The organism is Tabrizicola sp. TH137 (assembly GCF_002855575.1).
Lineage (GTDB): Bacteria > Pseudomonadota > Alphaproteobacteria > Rhodobacterales > Rhodobacteraceae > Paragemmobacter.
Window position 1 is genome coordinate 40,208 of sequence record NZ_PKRQ01000009.1, and the last position, 24,931, is coordinate 65,138.

Below are 24,931 nucleotides of genomic sequence, written 5' to 3' on the forward strand. Positions count from 1 at the left end.
GATGCAATCCACCTGAGATGCCAAATTCGCTCGATAAGGATCATTCTAGAACAGATGCCGGCAAACTTAGGATCAGTGATCTTCAAAGAAGTTGCACAAAGCCCAAGCTATGCCATAATAAACCGATCGGTCAGTCAATTGTTATCGTCCTCGCCTCAAGCCTGGAGCGCCCAATGCTTGGAAGTCAAAATGCACCTTCGATAAGGTCTCCGCACTGCCTTTCGGCCGAATGGCGTGATTACCACGTCGACGATTACACGAGCCTTCTTCGCAAGGTTTGCGGAAGCTTTGGCGTAGATGCCCGGTTGCACGAAAGGGACAAGGTTCGGGGGGCGGTCGAGACTCGGTTGATTTCCCGCTTCGAGACTGTGACGGTTTCTTTGGACGCGCATCGCGTGGTTCGTGACCGAAAGATGATCCGGTCCGATCCTGGTGAACATCTCTTTCTCATTTTCCAGAAAGAGGGAAAAAGTACCATTATCCAGGAGGACCGCGCCAGCGAACTGGACACTGGCGATTTCTTCATTGCGGACGCGGCAGTCCCGTCTGAGTTCGTCTATGGCGGTCGGCGGTCTTCGCAGGTTTCCTTTCATCTGCCGCGGGAAGAAATGATCGCGCGCCTCGGCAAAGCCTGCGTCGGAGGGAAGGAAATCTGTCGGCACGATCCTCTCGTGCCCGCCTTGACCAGCGTCTTCACCCGCCTAATCGAAGCAGAGGCTTGCTCCGCTGCACTTGGCGAAGCTCTGATCAACATTCTGTGCGCCTATTTTCACGCGCAAGCGCATGGCTCAGAGAGTGCATCGAACCATCTTTATCGGCGCGCGGTCGACCGGCTCGAGGCCCGGGCCCGCGATGCTTCCTTTGGGATCGACACCCTCGCAGCCGATCTGGGTGTTTCGCGTCGGACCTTGCAGCGAGTGTTTGCCGAGCATGGGCATGGATTCACCACTCGGCTCCAGGCTATCCGTCTGGACTGCGCGCGCTCACGTTTGCTCGGCGGAGAAACCAACATCCTAGGCGTTGCGTATGACAGCGGTTTCAATGATCTGTCGCACTTTTACCGACTGTTTCGCGACCGTTTCGGCGTGGCTCCCGGTCAGGTCAAGGCGTTGTCGAAACCACCTGCTGGCAGGATCGTGGCGTAATCTGCAAATATCTCTGACACAGTAGGCCAAGACGCACAGGCCGCCTCTCTTCAACTTTGTCGCGACACTGTCGTGCGGGAGGAGAGAAACGTGAACGACTTGAACCTTACTATCAATGGCAAGCCCTACCCTACTGCCGGGCGGTTTGACGTTCTGAACCCGGCTACGGGCGGCGTGGCAGGGACGGCACCGAACGCGACATTGGCTGATCTGGACCTTGCCGTTGATGCTGCCAAGCGGGCCTTTGTGGATTGGTCGCAAACGACGGACAGCGAGCGCCAAGCCGCCTGTGAAGCGGTTGCAGCCATCCTGGGTGATCATGCAGCCGAGCTTGCGGCGCTCATAACGACGGAACAGGGCAAACCCCTGAATGGCCTCGGATCGCGTTGGGAAATGGGGGGCGCCCAGGCGTGGGCCGATTTCACGGCAAAGCTCTCGCTTCCGGTGAAGGTTCTTCAGGACAACAACGCCGGGCGAGTGGAACTGCACCGTAAGCCGCTTGGCGTGGTCGGCTCAATCACGCCATGGAATTTCCCTGTCATGATCGCGGTCTGGCATGTTCTGCCTGCCCTGCGCACGGGCAATACTGTGGTGATCAAGCCATCGCCCTTTACTCCCCTTGCGACTTTGCGAGCAGTCGAATTGATGAATCAGGTCTTGCCGGCAGGTGTCTTGAACATCGTGACCGGTGACGACAGGGACGTGAACCTCGGGGCCGCCATGTCGGCACATCCCGACATTCGCAAGATCGTCTTCACGGGTTCCTGCGCAACCGGCCAGAAGGTGATGCAGTCGGCGGCAACAACGATGAAGCGCTTGACGCTTGAACTGGGCGGCAACGACGCGGGTATCGTTCTGCCGGATGCCGATCCACAAGCGATTGCCGAAGGGCTGTTCTGGGGTGCTTTCATCAACAACGGCCAGACCTGCGCTGCAATGAAGCGTCTCTATGTGCACGAAAGCATTCATGACGCCGTTTGTGATGCTCTGGTGGCCTTTGCCGCCGAGATCCCCGTGGGTAACGGAGCGGACGAAGGCTCTGTCCTTGGTCCAGTTCAGAACCGGATGCAGTTCGACAAGGTTACGCGTCTGGTTGCTGACGCGGCAACCCGAGGGAAGGTGTTGCTTGGAGGCAAGCCGGGCGACGGGTTGTTCTTCCCTCCAACGATCATTTCCGGCCTCCGGAACGGAGACCCGCTGGTGGACGAAGAACAGTTCGGACCGGCTCTTCCGGTGATCCGATACACCGACATCGAGGAAGCAATTGCGGCTGCAAACAACAGCCCGAACGGTCTGGGGGGGTCGATCTGGACCAGCGACGTCGAGGCCGGGCGTAAACTGGCTGCGCGGATGGAATGTGGATCGGTCTGGATCAACAAGCACGGGGCGATCCAGCCGAATGTTCCCTTCGGCGGGGTGAAGGCCTCTGGCCTCGGGGTGGAGTTCGGCGACGAGGGGCTAGCCGAATACACCGACATGCAAGCCGTGTTCAGCTGATGCGCGCGGCACCCAAATCAATCAAGTAGTAGGGAGGACCTCATGAAAGAACCAAACAGACTGGGAGCGGCCGCGCTTGCACTGCTTCTGACTTCAACCGCGCTCGGAGCTCATCCCCTGGATGGGCTGAACGCGGAGGAGTATCAGGCGATCAACAAGATCCTGCGCGAAACCGGCACTGTCAGCGATGAAACGCTGTATCCGCTGATCGAGCTTCACGAACCTCCGAAAGCTGAAGTTCTGGCAGCCGAGAGTGGCGGCGCAACTCCTGACCGAAAGGCCATGGTCCAGTACACTTCTGCCGAAGGGTTCCGCGAAGCTATCGTGAACATCACAAAGGGCACGGTGGAAAGCGATGTGGACATTCCCGGCGACACCGGGCAGCCGATGATCCTTTTCACCGAATTCATCGGTGCGCTGGAAGGTGCGCTTGCACATCCGGATATGATCGCGGCCCTCGGTAAGCGCGGCCTTACGCCCGAGCAGGCTTTCTGCCTTCCATTGACGGCCGGCAACTTCTTTACCGAGGACTACGGTGACGGGGCACGCCTTATGAAGGTGCCCTGCTATCAGGTGCCCGAGGGGTCGAACTTCTACGCCAAGCCGATCGAAGGCCTTTTCGCCCTTTATGACGTCGCAAAGAAGGAAGTGCTTGGCGTCACCGATAGTGGTGTCGTTCCTATTCCGACTGACCCATGGGGCTATACCCAGGACGAGGTCGCAGCGAGATTGCCGCTGCGCCCTGAAAGCAATCCGGCAACGCTCAGTCAGCCCGGCGGTCCGAACTTCACCATGAACGGCAGCGAAGTGGTTTGGGATATATGGCGTTTCAACCTTCGGGTCGACAAGCGTCCGGGTCTGGTCATCTCGAACATCGACGTGAAGGATGGCGACGCCTGGCGGTCGGTCATCTATCAGACCCATCTGTCCGAAGTGTTCGTGCCCTACATGGACCCGTCAGAGGCCTGGTACTGGCGAACCTACATGGATTCCGGCGAATATGGCTTCGGGCTCTTCCTTAGCCCGCTGCGTGCCGGCGTGGATTGTCCGGAGTACGCCACCTTCCTTCCGGCCACGATTGCCGACGATCAGGGCAATCCGCTCACGATCCCGGATGCTATCTGCATTTTCGAACGATCGATCGGCGACCCGGCATGGCGGCATTTCGAGATCTTTGCGCAGACGCCTGATGCTCCGGTTCCTGCCGAAGGGCGGCCTGAAACCGAACTGGTCGTTCGTACCGCATCGGAAGTGGGGAACTATGACTATCTGATTGACTACCGGTTCCATCAGCATGGCGAAATGCATCTGATGATCGGTGCGACTGGCCTTGATGCCGTCAAGGGTGCGGCTTCTACCTCGATGGACGACCCGACGGCCGCCGCAGAGACTGAGTTCGGCACCCTGATCCAGCCGAATCTGGTTGCTGCCAACCACGACCACTACTTCAACTTCAAGGTGGACTTTGACATCGATCAGCCGGTGAACGCCGCCTCCACAATCGACATCGTGCCGGCAACGGTCCCACAGGGTTTGCCGCGCCGCTCGATGTGGAAGGCTGAGAATCGCCCGATCGACTCCGAACTCGATGGACGATTCAAATTGGACCCTTACCAGCCGCGCTATTCGCTGGTCACCAACGCGTCCGAGAAGGGGCCACTGGGCCATGCGCCCGGCTGGATGATCGACGACGCGGACGTCGTCTACTTTCCGTTCGACTTCGAGAATGACCCACCCTTCGTGCGCAATGGCTGGATTCAGTTCTCCAATTGGACGACGGTATACGATCCCGATCAGCGCTATGCCGGCGGCAAGTATGCGATGCAAAGCGATGGGTCTGACACCCTTGCAAAGTGGGTAGAGAAGGACCGCTCGCTTATCGACACCGACGTGGTCACCTGGGTGACGGCCGGGTTCCACCATGTTCCCCGCATGGAAGACTGGCCGGTCATGTCCACGGAATGGAAGTCGATTCATATCCAGCCTTTCAACTTCTTCGCGCACAATCCCGCCCTGACCATTCGTGATCCGCACCACGGGGATCACGAACCCTGAAGCAATTGCGGCGCGGGCCCGCCCGCGCCGCAGTTCCGGTTTCTGGGATAGACTTGCGGGTTGCGTCAGAGATGCCAGCCTGAGTTGGCGAGGCCGACGATCAGATCCCCGGGCCGTCTTGACACGGTGAAGCCATTATACAGAGACGCTTCCTTCAATCCGGGGAAGAGGACTGAAAGCATGAGGTCATCTTCGGTGGCAGATGCAACCGGGCGCGGCTTCAGCCTGCGGCGAACATCGGTCCCCCGCGCCATCGCGGATAGCCGTAGCCGTGTACTTCCACCAAATCGATGTCCGAGGGCTTCAGTGCGATGCCCTCTGCCAGAATCGTCCGGCCCTCTTCTGCCATGGCAGCGGTCAAGCGGGCGGCGATCTCTTCAAACCCAAGGACAGGGCCCGAACCAATATTCTCCGCCAGCAGGCGAGCGGTGGTTTCCGAGGGTTTCGGGGCCCGCTCGCCCGGCATGTAATCATACCAGCCGCCGCCGGTTTTCTGACCCTTGCGACCGGCACGGACGAGGATGTCTCCCAGGGTTTCCGGCACATCCTGCCCCGCCGCCCGCGCGCCTTCGCGTTGCAGGAAGGCGATATCAAGACCGCCCAGATCCTGCGCCTCGAACGGACCCATGGCAAAGCCATAGGCGCGCATGGCGGCGTCGATGGCGGCGATCGGGGTGCCCTGACGGACCAGCGTTTCCGCCTCGGCCCGGTAGCGCTTCAGGATGCGGTTGCCGATGAAACCGTCGCAGATCCCGGCCTGGACGGGGATCTTGTTCAGGGTCCGGGCAAGCGCGAAGCCGGTCGCCAGCGTCTCGGGCGAGGTCGTGGGGGTCGGCACGATTTCCAGGAGTTTCATCACGTTGGCCGGGCTGAAGAAGTGCAGGCCGAGGAAACGGTCGGGGTGAGGCAGGCCCTCGGCGATCAGGCGCGGGTCGAGGTATGAGGTGTTGGTGGCAAGGATCGCGCCCACGCGGCAGGTCTGGCCAAGCTGGGCAAAGACGGCGCGCTTGACGGCGAGGTCCTCGAACACGGCTTCGATCACCAGGTCGGTGCCGGCCAGAAGGCTGTAGTCGCTGCCGGCCGTGACTCCGTCCATGCGGGCTTCAGCCTGCGCCTCGGTCAGCTTGCCGCGTTTCACCGCGCCGTCGAAGATAGAGCGGAGGTTCTGCAGGCCGCGCTGGACGGCCTCGGCGTCGCGTTCGATCAGGGTGACGGGCAGGCCCGCGTCACGCAGGGCGGCGGCGATGCCGGCGCCCATCGTGCCGCCGCCGATGACTGCGGCAGAGCGGATGTCCTTCGGTTTCGCATCGTCCAAGTGTGCGGGCTTCGGTGCGCCGCGTTCGGCAAAGAAGATGTGGCGCAGCGCGGCGGCCTGATCCGAGGCGCGCAGTTCCAGGAAGGTCGCGCGTTCATGCGCCATCGCTTCGGCGAAGGGCTTCTCGGCGGCCATGCGAAGGCAGTCCAGCGCGCGGAGGGGGGCAACCTCGCCCTTGGCGCGTTTGGCAATGGCTTTGCGCTGCTCCTCCCACCAGGCCGCGTCGGGCGAGGTGACGGGGCGGGCCGAGATGGGCTGCGGCAGGGGTTGGGTCAGGGCATTGCGGGCGAAGGCCACGGCCTCGGCCCGCAGGTCGCCGGTGACGACGGCATCCACCAGGCCCAGCGACAGGGCCTTCGCGGCCTTGACCGGGCGGCCGGTGGTGACAAGCTCGACCGCCGCTTCCACCCCGGCAAGGCGCGGGGTGCGGACGGTGCCAGAGGCTCCGGGCACGATGCCAAGGGTGACTTCCGGCAGGCCGACCGTGGCGCTGTCCAGGGCCACGCGGAAACGGCAGCCCATCGCGACCTCGAACCCCCCGCCCAGGGCCGAGCCGTGGATCGCGGCGATCCAGGGTTTTGTCGCCTGTTCCAGCCGGTCCACAAGGTCGGGCAGATGCGGCGGGACCGGGGGCTTGCCGAATTCGGTCACGTCGGCCCCCGCGATGAAGGTGCGGCCGGCACAGATCAGGACCACCGCGCGGACGGACGGATCGGCGTCCAGCGTGCCGACGGCGTCCCAGAGGCCCTGGCGCAGGGCCTGGCCAAGGGCGTTCACCGGCGGGTTGTCGACGGTGACGACGGCGATCTCGCCCTCGTGCTGGATGCTGACGGTCATCTCAAATCCCCAGGTAGGCTTCTCGGATGCGCGGGTCGGCGATCAGGTCGGCGGCGGGGCCGTCCATGGTGATGCGCCCGGTTTCCATGACATAGCCCCGATCGGCGATCCTAAGCGCCCCGAAGGCGTTCTGTTCCACCAGAAGAACGGTCACGTCCAGTGCCTTCAGCCCCTTCACCACATCGAAGATCTGGGCAACGATGATTGGTGCGAGGCCCATCGATGGCTCGTCCAAGAGCAGGCAGGACGGCCGCCCCATCAGGGCACGCGCCATCGCCAGCATCTGCTGCTGGCCCCCCGAAAGGCCCCCGGCGGCAAGGTTGCGCTTCTCCTTAAGGATCGGGAACATCTGGAAGGCGTCGGCCATGTCCTTCTCCACCCGGTCGTCGGCGTAGAGATAGGCGCCGAGGCGCAGGTTTTCCTCTACCGTCAGGCTTGTGAAGATCTGCCGGCCTTCGGGCGACTGCGCGAGGCCCCGCCCGACACGCCGCCAGGCGGGAATGCCGGTCAGTGTCTCGCCCCGGAAGGTGATGGTGCCGCCTGATGCCGGATGAACGCCCGAGAGGCAGCGCAGAAGCGTGGTCTTGCCCGCCCCGTTTGCCCCGATCACCGTGACGATCTCGCCCGAGTCGACATGCAGGTCGAGTCCATGCAGCACCTCGATACGCCCGTAGCGGGCACGCAGACCTTCAACCAGCAGCATTTTCGGTCCCCAGATAAGCGGCGATGACGTCCGGGTTCCGGCTGACCGTGGTCGGGTCGCCCTCGGCGATCTTCTCGCCATGATCCAGAACGACGATGTGGTTCGAAATCCGCATCACCATCTTCATGTCATGCTCGATCAGGAGGATCGCCACGCCCGAGGCGGCGATCTCGGCGATCAGGTGGTCGATCTCTTCGGTTTCCACCGCGTTGCAGCCTGCTGCGGGCTCGTCGAGAAGCAGGACCCTGGGTTGCAGCGCCAGGGCGCGGGCGATCTCCAGCCGCTTGAGCGAGCCGTAGGAGAGGCTGCCCGCTTCACGTTCGGCCGCACGTTCAAGGCCCACACGCTTGAGAAGTGTGCGCGCGCCTGCCTCTGCCGTCTTCGCCCGCCGCCGCGAGGCGGGCAGGTTCAGGATATCGGCCAGAACCGAGCCGCCTTCCTGCAGGTGATAGCCGGCGATGGTGTTCTCCAGCACGGTCATCGACTGGAACACCTGAAGGTTCTGGAAGGTCCGGCACATGCCACGCCGGGCCAGGAGGTGCGGGGACATCGCCGTCACATCCTCGCCGTTCAGGATGACCTTTCCCGACCCCGGCTGGTAGACGCCCGAGATCATGTTGAAGAGCGTGGTCTTCCCCGCTCCGTTCGGTCCGATGACCGAGACGATCTCGCCGGGCTTGACCCCGAAGGAGACATTGTTGACGGCCTTGAGACCGCCGAAGCTGATGCCCAGCCCTTCGATCGACAGCAGAGTCATTCGCCCCTCCCCCGGATCTTGCGCAGGATCGACGGCACGACCCCTTCGCGCAGGAAGATCATCACCAGCACCATCACGAGGCCGAGCACGAGTTGTTCGTATTCGGCGAAGACCGTCAGCACCTGGGGCAGAAGCGTCAGCACGGCCGCGCCGAAGATCGCCCCGGCGACCGAGCCCACGCCGCCCAGGACAGCCATGGTCACCATCTCGACCGAGTGCATGAAGCCCGCGACGTCCGGCGTTATGAACTTGTTCTGAAGCGCAAGCAGCGAGCCCGAGACCGAGGCATAGATCGCCGAGATCACGAATGCCTGAAGCTTCAGCTTCGCGACATCGATGCCGACTGTGCGGGCGGCGATCTCGGAACCGTGGAGCGCGCGCAGCGCCCGGCCGGTGGGGCTGTCGTGCAGGTTCAGCGCAAGCCAGGCGCCGATGACCAGAGCGATGCCACAGAAGAAATACCAGAACTCGCCGTTCGAGAGGTCCAGCCCCGCAGCCTTCAGAAGAGCGCGCATTCCGAGGTCGGGAACATCGATCCCGTCGGGGCCGCGCGTGAGCTCGCGTTCATTGTTCAGCACCATCGAGATGAGGATACCCATGCCCAGCGAGGCCACGGCCAGGTAATAGCCCTTGAGCCGCAGGATGGGGCGGCCGACCAGCCAGGCAAGGATGGCGGATACCGCTGCACCCAGCAGCACGGCCAGGGCGGGATGGATGCCCCAGTGCACCGGCGCGAGGGCGCAGGCATAGGCGCCGATGCCGGCGAAACCGGCGTGGCCCAGGCTGATCTGCCCTGCCCAGCCGGTCAGGATCACGATCCCGGTCACGGCCAGCGCGTTGACGAAGATCAGTGCGCCCACGCGATAGTAGAATCCCGAGGGGAAGAAGAGCGGCGCCAGCGCGATCAGGACCACAAGGCCCAGAAGAGTGGCGGATTTCGCGGTCAGTCGCATGGTCACACCCGGTCGGTCGATTTGCGGCCGAAAAGGCCTTGCGGCAGGAAGAAGAGGACGCCGAGGATGACGATGAAGGCCGCCGCATCCTTGTATTGGGACGAGATGTAGCCGGCCGTCAGCCCCTCCAGCACTCCCAGAACGAAGCCGCCCACCAGCGCGCCCTTGGGATTGCCCATGCCCCCCAGCATGGCGGCGGCAAAGCCCTTCAGCGCGAAGGCAAGGCCCACGTCATAGGAGGTCATGGTGATCGGCGTCACCAGCACGCCCGCAAGGGCTCCGATCCCGGCCGACAGGGCGAAGGAGAGCGTCATCACGAAGGGCGTGTTGATGCCCACCAGCTGCGCGGCCAGGCGGTTGTTCGAGGTGGCCAGAACGGCGCGGCCCAGAAGTGTCCGGGTGAAGAAGAGCCAGAGGCCGATGAACACCGCGACAGCTCCGCCGATCACCCACAGGCTTTGCGGCAGGATCGTTGCCTCCAGGATGCGGAACGGATCGTCACCCGAAAATGCCGGGAAGCTGTGGATCTGCTTTCCGAAGATCAGCTGTGCCGCGCCCCGGATGAAGATCGAGGCGCCGATGGTGATGATGACCAGCGACACGACCGGCGCGCCTCGGGCGGGCTCGATCGCAAGCTTGTTCATCGCCACCCCCAGCGCGGCGGTCACCAGGATCGCGACCAGCGCGGCCAGGGGCAGAGGCGCCCCGGCGGTGTAGGCCATGACGGTGATCATCCCGCCCAGCATGACGAATTCGCCTTGCGCGAAGTTCACCACGTCCGAGGCGTTGTAGATGATGGTGAAGCCCAGGGCGACCAGCGCGTAGACCGCGCCGACCGTCACCCCGGACAGAAGGAATTGCAGAAGTTCCGACATGCGCCCCGCCCCCCCGATGGCCCGAAATGGGTCGCCGCGCCCCCGGTCAGGGGCGCGGCGGGTAGATCACTGGACCAGCGTCCACTTGCCGCCCTTGATTTCCAGCATGCGGAAGGCGGACAGGTCGAGACCCAGGTGATCCTCGGGCGTGAAGGTGTAGATGCCGGTGGTGCCAGCCAGGCCCGAGGTCGCCTCGATGGCGTCGCGGATTGCGGCAGGCTCGGCGGAACCCGCGCGGGTGATGGCGTCGGTCATGATCAGGAAGGCGTCATGGGCATAGCCGCCGAAGGTGCCGACCGGGGTGCCGGTCTTTTCCTCGAACATCGCCTTGTAGGCGTCGACCACGGGCTTCTGCGGATCGTCCGCGGCCAGCAGGTCGGCGACCAGCAGAGCGGTGCCCGGAAGGCGCACGCCCTCGGCCGCGTCGGCGCCGGCAAGTTCGATGAACCCGTCCGAGGCCACGCCATGCGACTGGTAGAACGGCAGGTCGATGGCAAGCTGCTTGTAGTTGCGGGTCACGATCGACGGTCCCTGGCCGAAGCCGGGGTTCAGGATCGCCTGTACGCCCTCGGTCCCCTTGATCTTGGTCAGCTGCGCGGTCATGTCCGCGTCCTTGGGATCGTAGGTTTCGTCGGCCAGGATCTCGATCGCGTAGTCGGGGGCGACTTCCTTGCACTGCGCCTGCATCGAGGCGCCGAAGCCGTCAGTGCCCGAGATCATGCCGATCTTGGTGATGCCTGCTTTCTGCATGTCCTCGAAGATCTTCTGGCAGGCCATGCGGTCGGTGTGCGGGGTCTTGAAGGTGAAGGGTTTCACCGGCTGGATGATGTCGATGGCGCCGGCGAGCGAGATGAACGGGATTTCGGCATCTTCGGCCACGGCGAGGATCGACATGGTGGTGCCGGTGGTGGTGCCGCCGATGATGGCGACGACTTCGTCATCCTCGACCAGGCGGGTTGCGAAGGTGCGGGCCTTGTTCGGGTCGCCGTTGTCGTCATAGGCGACAAGGACGATTTCCTCGCCGTTGATGCCGCCCTTGGCGTTGAGGTCCTCGACCAGCATTTCCAGGGTCTTGAGCTCCGGGTCGCCAAGGAAGGCGGCGGGGCCGGTCGACGACAGCGAGGCGCCGATCTTGATTTCGGCCATGGCCGGGAAGGCAAGGGCGACAAGGGCGGTGGTGGTCAGGAACGTTTTCATTGGGTCTCCTCCCAGAGAGTCAGGTTGGTTCAGGCCGCCAGTCGGCGCGACATCACCCGGCGGAAGCGGGTGGCGACGAAGGCGGTGTCGGTGAGGCTGGCATTGCCGGCCGGGTTGGCCCCGGTGACGTGGAAGTCGCTGAAGGCCGCGGACTGGTTGACGAAGATGTTGCCGGTCAGGTTGATCGACAGGTTGACCCCGGCTTGCGCGAAAGCCGCCTCGGCCCGGGCGATGCGTTCTTCGTCCGTGTCATACAGCGCGGCGGTGATCGCGCCCTTTTCGGCGGCAAGCTGTGCGGCCTGCCGGATCGCGGCGTCGGCGTCCGTGGTGGCGATCAGGAAGGCCACGGGGCCGAAGCATTCCTCTCCGGCGGTCGTGTCGCCCTCCGAAACCGCCAGTAGCAGCGGCCCCGGTTCGCCTTTGGACGCCCCGGCGCGCAGGACGCGGCCCTTGGCGGCGGTCGCCTCGGCGCGGGCTTGCGTGGCCGGGTTGGCGATGGCCCCGCAGATGCCAGCGGCGCGGGCGGGATCCGAGAGGAGGGTGTCGATGGCGGCGACCAGCGCGGCGGCGACCTCGTCAAAGGACTTGTGGCCCTTGTCGGCCTCGATGCCCCCTGCGGGGATGTACAGGTTCTGCGGCGAGGTGCACATCTGGCCGGAATACAGCGACAGCGCGAAGGCGAGGTTGGCGAACATTCCGTCAAGGTCGCTGGTGGCGGCGATGACGACGCTGTTGACCCCGGTTTCCTCGGTGAAGAGCTGCGCCTGGCGGGCGTTGTCGCGGAGCCACCCGCCGAAGGTGGAGGACCCGGTGTAGTCGATCAGCTTGACCTCTGCCTTGGTGGCGAGGGTCTTCGTGACCTCGGCCCCCGGTTCGTCGACGGCCATCAGGACGGCATCGGCGGGCAGGCCCGCCTCGGTCAGCACCTCGCGCAGCACGCGGACGGTCAGGGCCAGCGGCAGGATGGCGCGGGGGTGCGGCTTCACGATCACCGGGTTGCCGGTGGCAAGGCTGGCGAAAAGGCCGGGGTAAGAGTTCCAGGTCGGGAAGGTGTTGCAGCCGATGGTCAGCGCGATCCCGGCGGGGCGGAGCGTCCAGGACTTCTCCATCACGATCGGCGCGGCCTTGCCCTGCGGCTTTTCCCAGCGGGCATGGGCGGCGAAGCGGGTCATCTCGGCATAGGCGGCGGCAACGGCCTCAAGCCCACGGTCCTGAGCGTGGGGGCCGCCCGCCTGGAATGCCATGGCGAAGGCCTGGCCCGTGGTGTGCAGGGTGGCGTTGCCGATCAGGAAGCTTTGCCGGTTCAGGCGGGCGAGGGCTTCGATGCAGACGCCGACGCGGGTTTCCACCGAGGCGGCGGCCAGCGCGGGCGCGGCGGCCGTGGCGGCGGCGATCAGCTGGTCGGGGGTCGCGGCGGGGTAGCGGATGGCAAGGGTCGGGCCAAAGGGCGACACCTCGGCCCCGGCGCGGGTCGCGCCAGGATGGCCCGGCAGGTCGAAGTCCTGACCCATCAGCGCGGCGAAGGCGGCCTCACCGTCAGCCTTGGCGGTTTCGCCATAGATCTTGCCGCTGGGCACCTCTGGGTAAGGCGTCCAGTATTCCCGGCGTGCAAGGGCCGAAACGGCCGCCTCAAGCGTCGGCCGGTGAAGGTCGAAGAAATCCGACATGCTGTCCTCCTGCCGGGGGCTCTCCTCCCCGACGGGTTTTATCATTGACCGGCCGGTCGGTTTATGCAAGACCTTTTTCACGGCGTCCGGCAGATGGTGCGGACGGGGGAGACGACCATGACCACATCCGAAACCGTGCTTGCCAGCCTGGAGGCAGGTGTGCTGCGTCTGACCTTGAACCGGCCGGACAAGCTGAATTCCTTCAATGAAGAGATGCACCTGGCCCTGCGCGCGCAGATCCAGCGCGCGCATGATGACGATGCGGTACGCGCCGTCCTGCTGACGGGCGCGGGGCGTGGCTTCTGCGCCGGGCAGGACCTGGGCGACCGCGATCCGCGCAAGGGCGGGCCGGCGCCGGATCTGGGGAAGACGCTGGAAACCTTCTACAACCCGACGCTGCGCCTGATTCGCCAGTTGGAGAAGCCGGTGATCTGCGCCGTGAACGGCGTGGCGGCGGGCGCGGGGGCGAACATCGCCTTCGCCTGCGACATCGTGCTGGCAGCGAAATCCGCGAAGTTCATCCAGGCCTTTGCCAAGATCGGCCTGATCCCCGACGCGGGCGGCAGCTGGTCCCTGGCCCGCATCCTGGGCGAACCCCGAGCCAAGGCCTTGGCCCTGACCGCCGAGCCTGTGCCCGCCGAAAAGGCCGCCGACTGGGGCCTGATCTGGAAGGCCGTGGACGAGGCGGACCTGTTGGCCGAGGCGACGCAGCTGGCCGAATCGCTGGCCGCCGGGCCGACCCTGGGCCTTGGACTTACCAAGCGGCTGATCCAGGCTGCTGCGACCAACAGCCTGGACGAACAGCTGGACATGGAGCGCGATCTGCAACAGCAGGCGGGCCGCAGCGCCGATTATGCCGAGGGCGTCACCGCCTTCCTGGAAAAGCGCCCCGCAAGGTTCAGCGGCAAATGAAACCCCTCGCGCAGATGACTCCGCAGGAGCTTGCCGAAGCCTCGGCTCAGGCGCTGTGGAACGATGATTCGGCAAGCCAGCGGCTGGGGATGGTGATGGACCACCTGGCACCCGGCGAGGCCACGCTGTCGATGCAGGTGACCGAGGCCATGTCGAACGGCCACGGCACCTGCCACGGCGGCTATATCTTCACGCTGGCGGACAGCGCCTTTGCCTTTGCCTGCAACGGTTACAACCAGCGGACCGTCGGGCAGCAGGCCTCGATCACCTACCTCGCCCCTGCCCGCCTGGGCGACCGCCTGACCGCCGCCGCGCGCGAGGTGTCGCGGCAGGGCCGCTCGGGCGTCTATGACGTGCGCGTCACCAATCAGGACGGGGTGCATGTCGCCGAATTCCGCGGCCATTCGCGCACTGTCAAAGGCACCCATCTTCCGGTCGACGGCTGACCGGGCTACGCAGTTCCAAGGGAGGACACCATGGAAGACCTTACCCCCCGCAAGCAGGACCTTGACCCGATCGAGATCGCCTCGCGCGATGAAATCGAGGCGCTGCAGTTCCATCGCATGAAGCGGTCGCTGAAGCACGCCTACGAGAACTCGCCCTTTTACCGCAACCGGTTCATCGAGGCGGATGTCCACCCCGAAGATCTGAAGACCCTGAAGGACATCGCCAAGTTCCCCTTCACCTACAAGCAGGACCTGCGCGACACCTATCCCTTCGGCATGTTCGCCGTGCCGAGGAACAAGCTGGTGCGGGTGCATGGGTCGTCCGGGACCACGGGGAAGCCTACGGTGGTGGGCTATACGGCGAATGACATCGACGTCTGGGCGAACCTGATCGCCCGGTCAATCCGCGCGGCGGGCGGCCGTCCGGGCGACATGCTGCACAACGCCTATGGCTATGGCCTGTTTACCGGCGGTCTTGGCGCGCATTACGGGGCGGAACGGCTGGGCTGCACGGTGGTGCCGATCTCGGGCGGGCAAACCGAACGCCAGGTGACGCTGATCACCGACTTCCAGCCGCAGATCATCATGGTGACGCCCAGCTACATGCTGTCGATCCTGGACGAGTTCCGCCGTCAGGGCCTGGACCCGCGCCAGTCCTCGCTGAAGGTCGGCATCTTCGGGGCGGAGCCCTGGACCAACGCCATGCGGCAGGAGATCGAGGAAGCCTTCGACATGCACGCCGTCGACATCTACGGGCTGTCGGAAATCATGGGTCCCGGCGTCGCGCAGGAATGCGTCGAGACGAAGGATGGCCTGCACATCTGGGAAGACCACTTCTACCCGGAAATCATCGACCCGGTGACGGGCGAGGTCCTGCCGGACGGCCAGATGGGCGAGCTTGTGTTCACCACGCTGACCAAGGAAGGCCTGCCGATGGTGCGCTATCGCACCCGCGACCTGACGCGGCTGCTGCCGGGGACCGCGCGGTCGATGCGCCGGATCGAGAAGATCACCGGCCGCAGCGACGACATGATCATCCTGCGCGGCGTGAACGTCTTCCCGACCCAGATCGAGGAGCAGATCCTGAAGTGCAAGGGCCTTGCCCCGCATTTCCAGATCGAGCTGGCGCGCGAAGGCCGGATGGACAACATGACCGTCCATGTCGAATGCGCCCTCGACCAAGTGGACGCCGATGCCCGCGCCAAGTCGGCCAAGGAGCTGGTGCATCACATCAAGGCCATCGTCGGCGTGTCGACGCGCATCAATGTGACCGATCCGAATGCAATTGCCCGTTCCGAAGGCAAGGCCAAGCGCGTCGTGGACAATCGACCCAAAGGCTGACCGTCCGGTCAGTGACACAATCATGTGCTTGCTTTAGAAGGGGCAGCGATGCCCCTTTTTCATCGGCAGCGTCAGGAAGAACATCATGGCTCGGACACGGGCAGCAGACTTCGAGGAAAAGCAGCGCGTCATTCTGGACCACGCGGCGCAGGTCTTTGCGGATCAGGGGATGGAGAAGGCCTCCATGTCCCAGATCGCGACCGTGGCGCAGGTGTCGAAGGCGCTGCTGTACCACTACTACCCCAGCAAGGATGCGCTGATCTTCGCGATCATTATGACGCATCTGGACGGCCTCGACGCGGCGATCGAGGCTGCTGACGACCCCGCGCTGCCCCCGGAGGAGCGTCTGCGCAAGCTGGTCGGCGCGGTGCTGGAGAACTACCGGGGCGCGGACAACCAGCACAAGGTCCAGCTCAACGCGACCTCGGCCCTGTCCGACGAGCAGAAGGCCGAAATCACGGGGGTCGAACGCCGCATCGTGCGCCGCTTTTCTACCGTGCTGGATCAGGTGAACCCGGGGCTGAACACCAAGGAGCGGCCTTTGCTGATGCCCGTGACCATGTCGCTTTTCGGCATGATGAACTGGGTCTACATGTGGTTTCGCGACGGCGGCCGCATCAGTCGCGAAGATTACGCCGACGTGGCGACGACGCTGATCCTGGAAGGGATCAAGGCCGTCCGTTAAGCCCCGCCAGCACCTTCGGGTCATAGGCCGGAGCTTCGGCGCGGCGGCGGTCGGGTTCCGGGGCGGTCAAGGGCGTGGCAGGACGCAGCTTCTGCGGGGCCTCCAGCGCGAGGCGCTGGTAGATCGCGGTGCCTTGCGATTTCCAGGCGATCTCGTCGTCGGACAATTCGCGCAGGACCTTCGCCGGGGACCCGACCGCCAGACTGCGAGGCGGGATCTGCGCGCCCGCCTTCACGAAGGCCAGCGCCGCGACGATGGAGCCGGCGCCCACCACCGCCTCGTCCATCACCACGGCGTTCATGCCGACCATCGCGTTGCGCCCGATCCTGCAGCCGTGCAGGACCGCGCCGTGGCCGATGTGGCCGGCTTCCTCGATCACCACATCCTTGCCGGGAAAGGCATGGACCACGCAGGTTTCCTGCAGGTTGCTGCCGGTTTCCATCACGATCCGCCCGAAGTCCCCGCGCAGGACGGCGCCGGGGCCGACATAGCAGGCCGGGCCGATCAGAACGTCTCCGATCACCACGGCCTCGGGGTGGACGAAGGCCGTGGGGTCGATCACCGGGACGATGCCGTCCCAGGAGTAGATGCGGCCCATTACTCAGCGGCCTGAGCGGTGGCGGGGGGCCAGACTTTGGCCACCATCGTCAGCACGTCATACTGTGCGACAACGGCCCCGGTCTGCTTGGTGACCTGGCAATCCCAGCGCACCTCGCCGTGTTCGGCATTGGCGCGGGGGTTGATCTCTTTGCAGGTAAGGCGGACTTGCAGCGTGTCGCCGAAGTAGACCGGCGTCAGGAAGCGCAGGTTGTCGACGCCGTAGTTCGCCAGAACCGGACCCGGCGCGGGGTCCACGAACAGGCCCGCCGCGAAGGACGCGATCAGGTAGCCATGCGCCACGCGGTCGTCGAAGAACGGGTTGGCCTTCGCCGCCGCGCTGTCCATGTGGGCGTAGAACGTGTCGCCGGTGAAATGGGCGAAATGCTCCACATCATCCTGCGTGACCTGCCGCGCCGCCGTGACCAGCTGGTCGCCGATGCGCAGCTCGGCCAGGGACTTGCGGAAGGGGTGCTGCCCATGCTGCACGTCCGCGCCCTCGATCCAACGCCCTGTCACGGCAGACAACAGCCGCGGGCTGCCCTGGACGGCGGTGCGCTGCATGTAATGCTTCACGCCCCGCATCCCGCCCATTTCCTCACCACCGCCTGCACGTCCAGGCCCGCCGTGGACCAACGGGGCGAGGGGGGAACCATGCCCCGTCGAGGATTTCGCCGTCGCCCGGTTGCCGATCAGCACCCGCCCGTGATGCGGCGCAAGGCCCAGCACGGCGGCCCCGGCCACCTTGGGATCGTCGGTGAACACGGACGACACCAGCGAGCCCTTGCCCTTGGCGGCCAGCGCCACGGCTTCCTCGATGTCGTCATAGGGCATGACCGTGGATACCGGCCCGAACGCCTCGACATCATGCACCGCGCCAGCCGCGAAGGGCTTGTCGCAATACATCAGCACCGGGTTCAGAAAAGCCCCGCCCCCCGCATCGCCCGAGGCGACGCGCACGGCGTCGGGGTTGCCGGCCACGATCTCGGCATCGGCTTGCAACTCGCGGATCCGCGCCCGCACCTCTTCGCGCTGGTCGAGGGAGGCCAGCGGTCCCATCCGCGTGCCCTCATCCCCCGGCAGGCCGAGGGCGGTCTTGTCCAGCCGGTCGCCAAGCGCGGCGATGACCGCCTGCACATGGGCGCGCGGCACGAAGACGCGGCGGATCGCGGTGCATTTCTGCCCGGCCTTGGCCGTCATCTCACGCGCGATTTCCTTGACGAAAAGGTCGAATTCGGCGGTTCCCGGCCCGGCGTCGGGGCCGAGGATACTGGCGTTCAGGCTGTCCGCCTCCATCGTGAAGCGGGTCGAATTCTCGATGACCGCCTTGTGCGATTTCAGCTTCCGACCGGTCCAGGCCGAGCCGGTGAAGGTCACCGCATCCTGCCCTGTCACATGGTCCAGAAGGTCGCCGACCGAGCCCGAGATCAGTTGCAGCGCCCCATCCGGCAGCAGACCCGTCTCGACGATCCGCCGCACCACCAGTTCGGTCAGGTAGGCGGTCTGGCTGGCCGGCTTCACGATGCAGGGCACGCCAGCGATCAGCGTTGGCGCGATCTTTTCCAGCATCCCCCAGACCGGGAAGTTAAAGGCGTTGATATGGACCGCCACGCCTTGCAGGGGCGAAAAGATGTGCTGCGCGACGAAACTCCCGTCCTTCGACAGCACTTCGACCTCGCCATCCGTCAGGACGCGGGTGTTCGGCAGCTCCCGCCGCGCCTTCGACGCGAAGGTCAGCATGGTGCCGATTCCACCTTCGATATCCACCCAGCCATCGGCGCGGGTGGCGCCGGTGTGCAGGCTTTCGGTGTAGAATTCTTCCTTCAGCTCCATCAGCTTCAGGCCAAGCGCCTTCAGCATCCCGGCCCGGTCATGGAAGGACATGGCCCGCAGTTTCGGCCCCGCCACCTCGCGCCCGTAGGCGAGTGCTGCGGCAAAGTCGATGCCGGTGGAATCGATGGTGGCCACGACCTCTCCGGTCGCGGCGTCAAGGAGGGGTTGGCCGTCGCGGGCGCCGGGGGTCCAGCGGCCGGAGACAAAGCTTTCCAACCGGCGCGGGGTGCGGGCCGATGCGGTCATGGGCATATTCCTTGGTCTAGGCGGGGGCCAGGCCCCCGGCAGGTCAGTTCAGGCCGATGGGCCCAAGGGTTTCGGCGACCAGCGCATCCCAGCGGGCGTGCAGGGTCTCGTTGGGGGCGTGACGCAGGCCGAACTTGGCCTGGGTGTCGTAGCGGGCCGAGTTCGCGATGCCGAAGGTCACGGCAACGCGCGGGCGCCAGTAGGCGACGGCGGCCCTGGCTTCCGCGCGGCCTTCCTCGGTCGCGACAAGCTGGTCCAGCCCCTCGATCCCCAGGGCGGCATGACGCGCCTCGCGCGGGGCGATCTCGCGGAAGACCTCGGCCAGCGGAGCGTAGGAGACGCGGGTGAGTTCCGTCATCTGCACGCCGGTGGCGAGGCCCATCAGGACGTTCATCACCACGGCATCGGCCCAGCCGGTGATCGGGTAGTGGAACACGGAAAGCCGCATGTCGCCCCCGGTGCGGGTCGAGCCGAAATCGGCATCGCGGGGCAGGCGCGCGGCCCAGTCGTGCTGGCGCTGGTAGCGCGCGGTGTCGGTGCCGAAATCGGCCATCACGTTCAGCACCCGCTCGGCATGGTCGGCCTTTTCCAGCGTGATCCGGCTGGCGGCGATCCGCTCCTTGATGCCGGGGGAAAAGTTGATCGACCCGGCGAAGCCTGCCGAGGCCGCCAACTCGCTGTCCACGAAGGACGACATCAGCCGCATCAGCTCGCCCCGATAGCGCGCGGGGACGTTGCCGGGTGAGGTCAGGACGCCGCCTTGCGCCAGATAGTCCTCGATGTTCATCGTCTCGGTCATGCTGCCCTCACTCATCGTATGTCACCACGACCTTGTCGGTCACCGGGAAGCTTTGGCAGGACAGGACGTAACCGGCCCGGACCTCGTAATCCTCAAGCGCGTGGTTGGTGTGCATCTCGACCTCGCCCTCGATCACCTTGCAGCGGCAGGTCGAGCAGACCCCGGCCTTGCAGGAATAGGGTGCGTCCAGCGCGTTCTCGATGGCGGCGTCCAGGATGCTTTGGCCCTGGCGCGGCATGGCGAAGGTGCGGGTGGTCCCGTCCAGCGTCACCGTGGCAGAGGTGGAGTTGCCAGCGTTCAGCTCGGCTTTCGAGACGGGTTTGGCCTTGGCGCGGCCCGGCTGACCGCTGGCGAAGAGTTCGAACTTGATCTGGGCGTCGGTCAGGCCGTGGTCGCGCAAGGAGGCGGCGATGGCCAGCATCATCGGCTCTGGCCCGCAGATGAAGGCGGTATCCACCGACTTCGGGTCGATCCAGCCGGTGAAAAGGGCTTTCATCTTGTCGGCATCGACGCGGCCAGTGAACAGGTCGATCTCCTGCGCTTCGGTTTCCAGCACATGGATCACCGAGAAGCGGCCGAGATAGGTGTTCTTCAGGTCCTCAAGATCCTCGCGGAACATGATCGTGCCCACCGCCCGGTTGGCATAGACCAGCGTGAAGCGCGAGTGCGGCTCGTCCGCCAGCACGGTCTTGATGATCGACAGGACCGGGGTGATGCCCGAACCGCCCGCGAAGCCCAGGTAGTGCTTTTCGGCCGCGGGATCGACGGGGGTGAAGAACTTGCCCATCGGAGGCATGGCCTCGATCTCGTCGCCGGGGGCGAGGTTCTCGTTCGCCCAGGTGCTGAATGCACCGCCATCGACGCGCTTGATGCCGACCTGCAGCACGCCCTCGTGCTTGCCCGCACAGATCGAATAGGACCGGCGCAGTTCCTCGCCGTCGAAGGCGCGGCGGAAGGTCAGGTATTGACCTTGCGTGAAGTCGAACAGCGCGCGGTCCTCGTCGCGCGGGGCCAGGGTCACAACCACGGCGTCGCGGGTTTCGCGGCGCACTTCGGTGACCTTCAGCGGATGAAAGCGAGACATCATGTCCTCCCGGAGTGTCTGAGCATCGGGTGCATCCTCAGATGCATTTGAAATAGTCGAAGGGTTCCAGGCAGTCGGTGCAGCGGTAACTGGCCTTGCAGGGGGTCGAGCCGAACTGGCTGACCTTCTCGGTCCTGGTCGAGCCACAGCGCGGGCAGGCGATCACCAGGTTGGAGGTGCCCGCCAGCCGGGCGATCCGCCCCGCAAGGCGGCCATCGGCGGCGGTGCCGTCCACCGGCGGCGCGATGCCGTAGGCGCGCAGCTTCTCGCGCCCCTCGGCGGTGATCCAGTCGGTGGTCCAGGGGGGCGACAGCTGGCGTTCCAGCCGCAGCTTCTGGATCCCCTTGGCGCGAAGTGCTGCCTCGATGTCCAGGTTGATCACGCTGGTCGCGGGGCAGCCCGAATAGGTGGGCGTGACCGTGACAACCAGCGTGTCGTCCTGCCATTCCACGTCCCGGATGATGCCCAGATCGGTCAGGCTGATCACCGGGATTTCCGGGTCCGGCACCTGGGCCAGCCAGTCCCGCACCATCTGGATATCGGGAAGCACCGCGCTGCTCATCGCCTTACCAGGTGCCGCCCGGATAGGCGCGCTGGAGGAACTGCATGTCCGCCAGGATGAAGCCTAGCGCCTCGGTGTGACGACCCTGCTTGCCGCCCTTGTGCTGGAAGGTGCCTTCCGGCTTGACCAGCGTCGCCTCGGCCAGAACTTCGGCCACCGTGCGGTCCCAGGCGGCTTTCAGGCTTTCCGGCGCGGGAGCGATCCCGGCCTCAACCATCGCCTGATCCACCGCGTCGCCCAGGAACAGCTCTCCCGTATAGGGCCACAGCAGGTTCAGCGCCTTCTGCATCCGGGCGCGGCTTTCCTCGGTCCCGTCGCCCAGACGGATCACCAGATCGGCCGAGCGTTCCAGGTGGTAGGCCACTTCCTTCGCCGCCTTGGCCGCAATTTCGGCCACGCGCTTGTCCGAGGACGCTTGCAGCGCGCGCAGCATCTCCATGTGCCAGGCGTCGAAAAGGAACTGGCGCATCAGCGTCTGGCCGAAGTCGCCGTTGGGACGCTCGACCAGCAGCACGTTGCGGAACTGCGCCGCGTCGCGCAGGTAAGCAAGGTTGTCGGCCGTCCGGCCCTTGCCCTCGACCTCGCCAGCCAGGCCCAGCCACAGCTGCGTCTGCCCGATCAGGTCCAGCGCGGTGTTGGCCAGCGCGATGTCTTCCTCGAGCACGGGGGAATGCCCGCACCATTCGGACACGCGATGCCCCAGCACCAGGCAGTTGTCGCCCATCCGGCACAGCCAGTCGACGAAGGCATCCGAAGGCGCCGCGCCCTTGGCGGCCATCGTGCGGATTCCGGGCGCACGCGCCAAGTCCGCATCGGCGGTCATCACATCGGTGAGCGACGGCATCACATATGCCCCACTTCAGCCGGGATGTCGAAGAAGGTCGGGTGACGGTAGACCTTCGAATTCGACGGCTCGAACAGCGGGCCTTTGTCCGAGGGCGCCGAGGCGGTGATTTCGTTCGACTTCACCACCCAGATCGACACGCCTTCATTGCGGCGGGTGTAGACGTCGCGGGCGTTGCAGATCGCCATTTCGGCGTCGGGGGCGTGCAGGCTGCCGACATGGCGGTGGTTCAGGCCGTGCTGGCCGCGGATGAAGACTTCCCACAGGGGCCATTCGCTGGACATCGGTATTCCTCCCGGTTCGGGTCAAGGGGTGGGGGCGGGCCTCGGCAGCCCGCCGGCAAATCACTCGGCCGCGATGCGCGCGGCGGCGCGGCGGGCGTCCTGCTTTTTAGCGTGCGCCATCAGGCCGTCGCGGAACCAGGCGCCGTCTTCCCAGGCGGTGACGCGGGCTTCCATCCGCTCGGCGTTGCAGGGGCCGTTCCCGGCGATCACGTCGAAGAACTCGTCCCAATCGGGCTCGGAGAAGTCGTAGCCGCCCTTCTCCTCGTTCCACTTCAGGTTCGGGTCGGGGATCGTCAGGCCCAGGTATTCGGCCTGCGGCACGGTCTGGTCGACGAACTTCTGGCGCAGCTCGTCGTTGGTGTTGATCTTGATCTTCCACTGCATCGACTGCGCGGAATGAACCGAGTCCTTGTCCGACGGGCCGAACATCATCAGCGCCGGATACCAGAAACGGTTCATCGCATCCTGCGCCATCGCCTTCTGCTCGGGCGTGCCTTGCAGGCACATCTTCAAGAGGATGTCGTAGCCCTGGCGCTGGTGGAACGACTCTTCCTTGCAGATCCGGATCATCGCGCGGCTGTACGGACCGTACGAGGTCTTCTGCAGCTGCACCTGGTTCATGATCGCCGCACCATCGACCAGCCAGCCGACGGTGCCGATATCAGCCCAGTTCAGCGTCGGATAGTTGAAGATCGAGGAATACTTCATCTTGCCGCTGTGCAACGCCGCCAGCAGCTCATCCCGGCTGACGCCCAGCGTCTCGGCGGCGGAATAGAGATAGAGGCCATGCCCCGCCTCGTCCTGCACCTTGGCCAGCAGGATTGCCTTCCGCTCCAGCGTGGGGGCGCGGGTGATCCAGTTGCCCTCGGGCAGCTGGCCCACGATTTCACTGTGGGCGTGCTGGCCGATCTGGCGGATCAGGGTCTTGCGATAGCCTTCCGGCATCCACTCTTTCGGCTCGATCTTCTCGCCCCGGTCGATGCGGTCCTGGAAGGCGCGTTCCTGTTCGGACATTTCCTCGCGGGACTTGGCGCCTTCGGCCTTGACCATCTGTGCATACATGGGTCGTTCCTCCCTCAGACTCGTTCAATGATGATGGCGATGCCCTGGCCGACGCCGATGCACATGGTGCACAGCGCGTAGCGGCCGCCGGTGCGGTGCAGCTGGTACATCGCCGTGGTGATCAGTCGCGCGCCCGACATGCCCAGCGGGTGGCCCATGGCGATGGCGCCGCCGTTCGCGTTCACATGCGCCGCGTCGTCCGGCAACCCGAGGTCGCGCAGCACGGCCAAAGCCTGGGCGGCGAAGGCCTCGTTCAGCTCGATCACGTCCATCTGGTCCAGCGTCATGCCGGCGCGGGCCAGAACCTTGCGGACCGCGGGCGCCGGGCCGACGCCCATGACCCGGGGCTCCACCCCCGCCGCGGCCATGGCGACGATCCGCGCCTTGGGCGTCAACCCTTGAGCCGCGGCCGCCTCGGCCGACAGCACCGCCAGCGCCGCCGCGCCGTCGTTCACGCCCGAGGCGTTCCCGGCCGTCACCGTCAGGTCCGGCCCGTTGACGCCGCGCAGCTTGGCCAGCTGCTCCAGAGTGGTGCCGGGGCGCGGGTGTTCGTCCGTGTCGATGACCAGCGGATCGCCCTTCTTCTGCGGGATCACCAGCGGCACGATCTCGTCCTTGAAGACGCCCGCCGCCTGCGCCGCGGCCCACCGCTGCTGGCTGCGCAGCGCGAAAGCGTCCTGATCGGCGCGGCTGATGTTGTAGTCCGCCGCCACGTTGTCGGCGGTTTCCGGCATCGAATGGGTGCCGTAGATCTTCTTCATCGCCGGATTCGGGAAGCGCCAGCCGATCGTGGTGTCATAAACCGCGTTCGACCGAGAAAAGGCCGTCTCGGCCTTGGGCATCACGAAGGGCGCGCGGCTCATGCTTTCGACTCCGCCCGCGATGACGAAATCGCAGTCCCCGGCCTTGATCGCCCGCGCGGCCATGCCGACGGCGTCCATGCCCGACCCGCACAGCCGGTTCACCGTGGTCCCCGGCACGCCGATGGGCATGCCCGCCAGCAGCACGGCCATCCGGCCCACGTTGCGGTTGTCCTCGCCCGCCTGATTGGCGCAGCCGTAGATCAGGTCATCGACCTGCGACCAGTCCACATTCGGATTGCGCGCCATCAGCGCCTTCAGCGGCTCGGCTGCCAGATCGTCGGCGCGCACCTGCGCCAAGGCCCCGCCATACCGCCCCACGGGCGTCCTGACCGCATCGCAAATGAAGGCGTCGCGCATCCTTGCTCCTGTACT

General features: G+C 65.3%; 23 protein-coding genes. 7 read left to right on the forward strand and 16 right to left on the reverse strand.

Translation table 11 applies throughout. The features are described 5' to 3' along the window. Positions 1–17: 17 nt before the first annotated feature. From C0V75_RS20560 to C0V75_RS20570, 3 genes are all read left to right on the forward strand, one after another. Positions 18–1,145 carry a helix-turn-helix domain-containing protein gene (locus C0V75_RS20560; RefSeq protein WP_158241905.1) on the forward strand — a complete coding sequence of 376 codons (1,128 nt, stop codon included), beginning with the start codon at positions 18–20 and terminating at the stop codon, positions 1,143–1,145. Positions 1,146–1,235: 90 nt separating this feature from the next. Further along, a complete protein-coding gene (locus tag C0V75_RS20565; protein ID WP_101922863.1) occupies positions 1,236–2,642 on the forward strand; it encodes an aldehyde dehydrogenase family protein in 1,407 nt (468 codons plus the stop codon). Positions 2,643–2,684: 42 nt separating this feature from the next. Next, positions 2,685–4,697 carry a tyramine oxidase gene (locus C0V75_RS20570; RefSeq protein WP_101922864.1) on the forward strand — a complete coding sequence of 671 codons (2,013 nt, stop codon included), beginning with the start codon at positions 2,685–2,687 and terminating at the stop codon, positions 4,695–4,697. Positions 4,698–4,917: 220 nt separating this feature from the next. On the opposite strand, the gene C0V75_RS20575 is transcribed toward C0V75_RS20570, so the two are convergent. From C0V75_RS20575 to paaN, 7 genes are all read right to left on the reverse strand, one after another. Next, positions 4,918–6,849, reverse strand: coding sequence for a 3-hydroxyacyl-CoA dehydrogenase NAD-binding domain-containing protein (locus tag C0V75_RS20575; RefSeq protein ID WP_101922865.1), 1,932 nt, complete (start codon positions 6,847–6,849; stop codon positions 4,918–4,920). A 1-nt stretch (position 6,850) separates the two neighbouring features. Beyond that, positions 6,851–7,552 carry an ABC transporter ATP-binding protein gene (locus C0V75_RS20580; protein WP_101922866.1) on the reverse strand — a complete coding sequence of 234 codons (702 nt, stop codon included), beginning with the start codon at positions 7,550–7,552 and terminating at the stop codon, positions 6,851–6,853. Next, positions 7,539–8,309: an ABC transporter ATP-binding protein gene (locus C0V75_RS20585; protein ID WP_101922867.1), complete on the reverse strand. Its 771-nt coding sequence runs from the start codon at positions 8,307–8,309 to the stop codon at positions 7,539–7,541. Before C0V75_RS20585 ends, C0V75_RS20580 begins: the two co-directional genes overlap by 14 nt. Beyond that, entirely contained in the window at positions 8,306–9,262 is a 957-nt protein-coding gene (locus C0V75_RS20590; protein WP_101922868.1) for a branched-chain amino acid ABC transporter permease, read from the reverse strand. The genes C0V75_RS20585 and C0V75_RS20590 overlap by 4 nt, the downstream gene beginning before the upstream one ends. 2 nt (positions 9,263–9,264) lie before the next feature. After that, positions 9,265–10,137 (reverse strand): branched-chain amino acid ABC transporter permease, encoded by an 873-nt coding sequence (locus tag C0V75_RS20595; RefSeq protein ID WP_101922869.1) that lies wholly within the window; start codon positions 10,135–10,137, stop codon positions 9,265–9,267. Positions 10,138–10,203: 66 nt separating this feature from the next. Further along, complete coding sequence (locus C0V75_RS20600) at positions 10,204–11,334, reverse strand: ABC transporter substrate-binding protein (protein ID WP_101922870.1); 1,131 nt, start codon at positions 11,332–11,334, stop codon at positions 10,204–10,206. 29 nt (positions 11,335–11,363) lie between these two features. After that, positions 11,364–13,001 (reverse strand): phenylacetic acid degradation protein PaaN, encoded by a 1,638-nt coding sequence (paaN, locus tag C0V75_RS20605; RefSeq protein ID WP_101922871.1) that lies wholly within the window; start codon positions 12,999–13,001, stop codon positions 11,364–11,366. Positions 13,002–13,118: 117 nt separating this feature from the next. On the opposite strand from paaN, the gene paaG reads away from it, so the two are divergent. From paaG to C0V75_RS20625, 4 genes are all read left to right on the forward strand, one after another. Then, positions 13,119–13,913: a 2-(1,2-epoxy-1,2-dihydrophenyl)acetyl-CoA isomerase PaaG gene (paaG, locus tag C0V75_RS20610; RefSeq protein WP_101922897.1), complete on the forward strand. Its 795-nt coding sequence runs from the start codon at positions 13,119–13,121 to the stop codon at positions 13,911–13,913. A 14-nt stretch (positions 13,914–13,927) separates the two neighbouring features. After that, positions 13,928–14,359, forward strand: coding sequence for a hydroxyphenylacetyl-CoA thioesterase PaaI (paaI, locus tag C0V75_RS20615; protein ID WP_216821489.1), 432 nt, complete (start codon positions 13,928–13,930; stop codon positions 14,357–14,359). 30 nt (positions 14,360–14,389) lie between these two features. Next, complete coding sequence (gene paaK / locus C0V75_RS20620; RefSeq protein ID WP_101922873.1) at positions 14,390–15,700, forward strand: phenylacetate--CoA ligase PaaK; 1,311 nt, start codon at positions 14,390–14,392, stop codon at positions 15,698–15,700. A gap of 85 nt (positions 15,701–15,785) precedes the next feature. Beyond that, positions 15,786–16,385, forward strand: a complete 600-nt coding sequence (locus C0V75_RS20625; RefSeq protein ID WP_101922874.1) for a TetR/AcrR family transcriptional regulator — start codon at positions 15,786–15,788, stop codon at positions 16,383–16,385. Here the strand turns inward: C0V75_RS20625 and C0V75_RS20630 are convergent. Genes C0V75_RS20630 through pcaF form a run of 9 tightly spaced genes read right to left on the reverse strand, consistent with a single transcriptional unit; the run spans position 16,369 to position 24,916 of the window. Continuing rightward, positions 16,369–16,983 (reverse strand): transferase hexapeptide repeat family protein, encoded by a 615-nt coding sequence (locus tag C0V75_RS20630; protein ID WP_101922875.1) that lies wholly within the window; start codon positions 16,981–16,983, stop codon positions 16,369–16,371. The genes C0V75_RS20625 and C0V75_RS20630 overlap by 17 nt on opposite strands. Further along, the gene (paaZ, locus tag C0V75_RS20635; protein ID WP_101922876.1) at positions 16,983–19,061 is read right to left on the reverse strand and encodes a phenylacetic acid degradation bifunctional protein PaaZ; all 2,079 of its coding nucleotides are present in this window, start codon (positions 19,059–19,061) and stop codon (positions 16,983–16,985) included. Before paaZ ends, C0V75_RS20630 begins: the two co-directional genes overlap by 1 nt. A gap of 43 nt (positions 19,062–19,104) precedes the next feature. Then, positions 19,105–19,860 (reverse strand): Phenylacetic acid catabolic protein, encoded by a 756-nt coding sequence (locus C0V75_RS20640; RefSeq protein WP_101922877.1) that lies wholly within the window; start codon positions 19,858–19,860, stop codon positions 19,105–19,107. 7 nt (positions 19,861–19,867) lie between these two features. Then, positions 19,868–20,944 (reverse strand): 1,2-phenylacetyl-CoA epoxidase subunit PaaE, encoded by a 1,077-nt coding sequence (gene paaE, locus C0V75_RS20645; protein WP_101922898.1) that lies wholly within the window; start codon positions 20,942–20,944, stop codon positions 19,868–19,870. A gap of 37 nt (positions 20,945–20,981) precedes the next feature. After that, positions 20,982–21,506 carry a 1,2-phenylacetyl-CoA epoxidase subunit PaaD gene (gene paaD / locus C0V75_RS20650; RefSeq protein WP_101922878.1) on the reverse strand — a complete coding sequence of 175 codons (525 nt, stop codon included), beginning with the start codon at positions 21,504–21,506 and terminating at the stop codon, positions 20,982–20,984. Between the two features lie 4 nt (positions 21,507–21,510). Beyond that, entirely contained in the window at positions 21,511–22,350 is an 840-nt protein-coding gene (gene paaC / locus C0V75_RS20655) for a 1,2-phenylacetyl-CoA epoxidase subunit PaaC (RefSeq protein WP_173861113.1), read from the reverse strand. After that, positions 22,350–22,634, reverse strand: a complete 285-nt coding sequence (gene paaB, locus C0V75_RS20660) for a 1,2-phenylacetyl-CoA epoxidase subunit PaaB (RefSeq protein WP_101922879.1) — start codon at positions 22,632–22,634, stop codon at positions 22,350–22,352. Before paaB ends, paaC begins: the two co-directional genes overlap by 1 nt. Before the next feature lie 60 nt (positions 22,635–22,694). Further along, positions 22,695–23,696, reverse strand: coding sequence for a 1,2-phenylacetyl-CoA epoxidase subunit PaaA (paaA, locus tag C0V75_RS20665; RefSeq protein WP_101922880.1), 1,002 nt, complete (start codon positions 23,694–23,696; stop codon positions 22,695–22,697). A gap of 14 nt (positions 23,697–23,710) precedes the next feature. After that, positions 23,711–24,916, reverse strand: coding sequence for a 3-oxoadipyl-CoA thiolase (gene pcaF / locus C0V75_RS20670; protein WP_101922881.1), 1,206 nt, complete (start codon positions 24,914–24,916; stop codon positions 23,711–23,713). Positions 24,917–24,931: the final 15 nt, after the last annotated feature.

Excerpts from the sequence above, each read along its gene's own strand:
- C0V75_RS20560 (WP_158241905.1), top strand. The coding sequence starts at position 18 with ATGCCAAATTCGCTCGATAAGGATCATTCTAGAACAGATGCCGGCAAA.
- C0V75_RS20570 (WP_101922864.1), top strand. The coding sequence starts at position 2,685 with ATGAAAGAACCAAACAGACTGGGAGCGGCCGCGCTTGCACTGCTTCTG.
- C0V75_RS20575 (WP_101922865.1), bottom strand. The coding sequence starts at position 6,849 with ATGACCGTCAGCATCCAGCACGAGGGCGAGATCGCCGTCGTCACCGTC.
- C0V75_RS20580 (WP_101922866.1), bottom strand. The coding sequence starts at position 7,552 with ATGCTGCTGGTTGAAGGTCTGCGTGCCCGCTACGGGCGTATCGAGGTG.
- C0V75_RS20585 (WP_101922867.1), bottom strand. The coding sequence starts at position 8,309 with ATGACTCTGCTGTCGATCGAAGGGCTGGGCATCAGCTTCGGCGGTCTC.
- C0V75_RS20590 (WP_101922868.1), bottom strand. The coding sequence starts at position 9,262 with ATGCGACTGACCGCGAAATCCGCCACTCTTCTGGGCCTTGTGGTCCTG.
- C0V75_RS20595 (WP_101922869.1), bottom strand. The coding sequence starts at position 10,137 with ATGTCGGAACTTCTGCAATTCCTTCTGTCCGGGGTGACGGTCGGCGCG.
- C0V75_RS20600 (WP_101922870.1), bottom strand. The coding sequence starts at position 11,334 with ATGAAAACGTTCCTGACCACCACCGCCCTTGTCGCCCTTGCCTTCCCG.
- paaN (WP_101922871.1), bottom strand. The coding sequence starts at position 13,001 with ATGTCGGATTTCTTCGACCTTCACCGGCCGACGCTTGAGGCGGCCGTT.
- paaG (WP_101922897.1), top strand. The coding sequence starts at position 13,119 with ATGACCACATCCGAAACCGTGCTTGCCAGCCTGGAGGCAGGTGTGCTG.
- paaI (WP_216821489.1), top strand. The coding sequence starts at position 13,928 with ATGACTCCGCAGGAGCTTGCCGAAGCCTCGGCTCAGGCGCTGTGGAAC.
- paaK (WP_101922873.1), top strand. The coding sequence starts at position 14,390 with ATGGAAGACCTTACCCCCCGCAAGCAGGACCTTGACCCGATCGAGATC.
- C0V75_RS20625 (WP_101922874.1), top strand. The coding sequence starts at position 15,786 with ATGGCTCGGACACGGGCAGCAGACTTCGAGGAAAAGCAGCGCGTCATT.
- C0V75_RS20630 (WP_101922875.1), bottom strand. The coding sequence starts at position 16,983 with ATGGGCCGCATCTACTCCTGGGACGGCATCGTCCCGGTGATCGACCCC.
- paaZ (WP_101922876.1), bottom strand. The coding sequence starts at position 19,061 with ATGACCGCATCGGCCCGCACCCCGCGCCGGTTGGAAAGCTTTGTCTCC.
- C0V75_RS20640 (WP_101922877.1), bottom strand. The coding sequence starts at position 19,860 with ATGACCGAGACGATGAACATCGAGGACTATCTGGCGCAAGGCGGCGTC.
- paaE (WP_101922898.1), bottom strand. The coding sequence starts at position 20,944 with ATGTCTCGCTTTCATCCGCTGAAGGTCACCGAAGTGCGCCGCGAAACC.
- paaD (WP_101922878.1), bottom strand. The coding sequence starts at position 21,506 with ATGAGCAGCGCGGTGCTTCCCGATATCCAGATGGTGCGGGACTGGCTG.
- paaC (WP_173861113.1), bottom strand. The coding sequence starts at position 22,350 with ATGCCGTCGCTCACCGATGTGATGACCGCCGATGCGGACTTGGCGCGT.
- paaB (WP_101922879.1), bottom strand. The coding sequence starts at position 22,634 with ATGTCCAGCGAATGGCCCCTGTGGGAAGTCTTCATCCGCGGCCAGCAC.
- paaA (WP_101922880.1), bottom strand. The coding sequence starts at position 23,696 with ATGTATGCACAGATGGTCAAGGCCGAAGGCGCCAAGTCCCGCGAGGAA.
- pcaF (WP_101922881.1), bottom strand. The coding sequence starts at position 24,916 with ATGCGCGACGCCTTCATTTGCGATGCGGTCAGGACGCCCGTGGGGCGG.